The following is a 2,942-nucleotide window of genomic DNA, read 5'->3' as shown; positions in this document are numbered from 1 at the left end:
CATGCATTCGTCGAGTACCTCGAGCGACAGAAGCTGTCGTACTCAATCGGGTTCGGCCTGACCGACCAGATCACCGCGCGCCTCGACGACATCCCCGCCGACGCGTGGACACCCGCCTACAACGCCGACGGCCACCCTCGCGACGGCGCCTGGGTCGTCGAGGCCACCGACATTCTCGATCTGTCCGGCTGGCCGGACGGCATGCGGGTGATAGTCAGGAAGGAACGCCCGCACCCCGGCGCACAGCTGCGGTTCACCGACGTCGACGGGCTGCGGTTGACCGCATTCGCCACCAACACTCGGCGCGGGCAGCTCGCCGATCTTTCAGTTGCGGCACCGTCGCCGGGCCCGCTGCGAGGACCGCATCCGCACCTCCAAGGACACCGGTCTGGAGAACTTCCCGCTGCATGGCTTCGCGCAGAATCAGCTCTGGCTCGCGGTCGTCGCTCTCGCCGTCGAGCTGACCGCCTGGATGCAGACCCTCGCCCTCGCCGGGAGCGATGCTCGGCGGTGGGAGCCGAAACGTCTACGACTGCGCCTGTTCTCGATCGCAGGACGGATCGCCCGCCACGCCCGTCGAACACACCTGCGGTTGTCTGCGCACGCACCCTGGGGCCATCTGATCGAGGTTGTCCTCACTAGGCTGGACGCCCTTCCCAACCCGCTCTGACCTGCATAAACCCGACCACACCAGACGAAAGACGCACCACCTCCGAGGCCGTGGACCCGGACGCCACCGACCGCGTCGGACGACTCGTCTTTGCTCGACACCGGGTCGGCGTCGGGCAACAACCAATCCGGAGCGCTCAGGTCGACACGTGGGACTCACGAAAGATTGAGGTTAGCCCCGACTTGGGTGTCCCATCCAGAAGGTGAAGCTTGAAGCGGTCCAAGGACCTGGACTACACGATCGCGATCATCCCTCTCCGCAGACTGGAACATCGGCTGTGATGATCGGCTCGTCGATGAGCGGTTGTATCGGCACGCGTGGTGCTCCTGGATATGTCGGTTCGACCAATTCATAAACAATCTCGACGGTTTGTCCCTGCGGTATCGGAACTTGTGCATTGAACATGGGATGCCCCAGTTCGGTGCTGTTGAACACGAATGTCGAGGCGCCATCCACGCTCGTCTTAGTAAGCTTGGCGCCTTGTGTCGCTAGGAGCGCAATGTCTGTGAGATTGGTGCCGACTGGTGCGCCGATTGGATTGTCGAACATTCCTGCGACATATCTTGTGTAATCCCCTGGAGGCAGTTGGTTTTTAAGGCGAACCGTGACTGTCGAATTACGTGTCTCACCTTCGCAGGAACCCGCGGTGTACTCGATCTCCCGCTCAAGGTAGTAGTCGAGCTTGTTGCCGCCGAGGTTGTTGATCACCACACCTGCGTACGGCGCAGGATCGTCCGGGACAACGTGGCCCAACGCGGTTCCGGCGAGCACTTCTTGTTCTTCAGGAACAGAGCTCCACACCGACAGCCTGCCCTCGCCGACTGCACGCCCAAGCGCTTCCAAGAGTGCCTGCGGCTTCGAGATACTGCCGGTCAACTTCTCGACCACCGTCTTGGCGACCGTCTCGAGATACGCCTTACGCGCAGCCTGATCGTCGCCAAAACGGGAATATGCGGTCGATTCGGTCAATTCAACCACGTTGTCTGCAGTGATCTTCTCCCCGCTCGGCAGGGTCACGTCACCGACAACCTCGAGGACATAGCTCAACGCCACAGGGTCGGTCGCAATGGCACCATCAACGCGCTCGCCGGTTTCCTGCTCCCACATCGACTGCCAGATCTGACCGGCGTAGGGGAAGTGTGAACTGACGTTGCTGTTACGGAAATCTTGAGTGGCGCGGCTGTGGCCGTAGGCCTGTTTGAAGTCAGGTCCGAGATCGAGGGGTGCGTAATCGAACTCGAGATCGCGGTTGCTGGCGACGTCGTCGATGCTCACTGCGCCATCGTTCGCCTGGGCCACCGCGAACCCGCCCAGCAGTCCGCCGGTCCCACGCGCCTCGGCGTTGGTTTGGAAACCGATGAAGTAGCTGCGCGGTCCATCCGCACCCAGCATCGCGGGCGCGATTTTCGCCGCCGTCGACGTATTATTGAGCAGGCCAGACAATTCGGACACTTGATCTTGGAGGTCCAGGCGTGCGTCGTCGATCAGTCCGAGATATGTGCTGTCGACCGCCTGCGCCTGCGTGTCGAGGTCCGTGATCGAGGCGGACGTGGTTTCCAGCACCGGCGCGGCGTCGCGAAGTGCCGCGAGATTGATGCGCGCACCGTCGAGAATCAGTTGATCCGGAGACACTGCACTGCCTGCATCGACCGCGGGAAGCAGCACATCGTGTGTGAGACCACTCACAATCGTGGTCATTTGCCGTGTCGTATCGAAGGGGCTGCCCAACCATGGAACCGCGCCGGCCACGCGCCACGGGAACGAATCAACCGAACCCTGCGCCTCCTGTGCGTAGCGATCGGCATCGCCGGCTGTGCGCGTTGCGGCGTCGGTATCGCCCGACAGCAAAGCATCTTTCGCCTGCACGGCGAAATCCTGCGCCTTCTCGAGGCTCGACTTCGCCTGTAGGCCTTCATATCCGAGCCACCCGAAGAATCCGACCACGACGAGAATGCCGACACCGCTGCCGATCTGCACGCGCCGACGCTTCCCGCGACGTGCTGCAATCTCCTCATCGGACAAGCGTCGACGCACCTTGCGTCGACGCCCATCGGACGAATCTGACTCACCGGTAACATTGTTCACGCGGCCTGTGCCCCCTTCGAGTTTCTTCGCCGGAACGATAACCGAGATTCAAGTTGGCTGTCTGTTCAAGTGGTGAGCTTCCATAACCCCGGATATACTTTGTTCTGTTGATCGTGGCAACGGTGTTGGGAGGCATCAGCTGCGGTTTGTCGGGGCGGTAATCAGCGTAGCTATCGCGCCTCGGAGT

1 protein-coding gene and 1 pseudogene are annotated in these 2,942 nt (G+C 61.8%); one reads left to right on the top strand and one right to left on the bottom strand.

Annotation, left to right across the window (positions count from 1 at the left end; all coding sequences use genetic code 11):
* Positions 1-670: pseudogene (locus tag ACFWB0_RS12115) on the top strand (IS1380 family transposase); the annotation flags it as partial.
* 246 nt (positions 671-916) lie between these two features.
* On the opposite strand, the gene ACFWB0_RS12110 reads toward ACFWB0_RS12115, so the two are convergent.
* On the bottom strand, positions 917-2,704 hold the full coding sequence (locus ACFWB0_RS12110) for a DUF4012 domain-containing protein (RefSeq protein WP_378490685.1): 1,788 nt from the start codon (positions 2,702-2,704) through the stop codon (positions 917-919).
* Positions 2,705-2,942: the final 238 nt, after the last annotated feature.

Origin of the sequence: Rhodococcus sp. NPDC060086, from assembly GCF_042730275.1 — a bacterium.
Taxonomy (GTDB): domain Bacteria; phylum Actinomycetota; class Actinomycetes; order Mycobacteriales; family Mycobacteriaceae; genus Rhodococcus.
The sequence above is the reverse complement of the archived record's forward strand: the minus strand, read 5'-3'. Positions and strand labels throughout refer to the sequence as shown.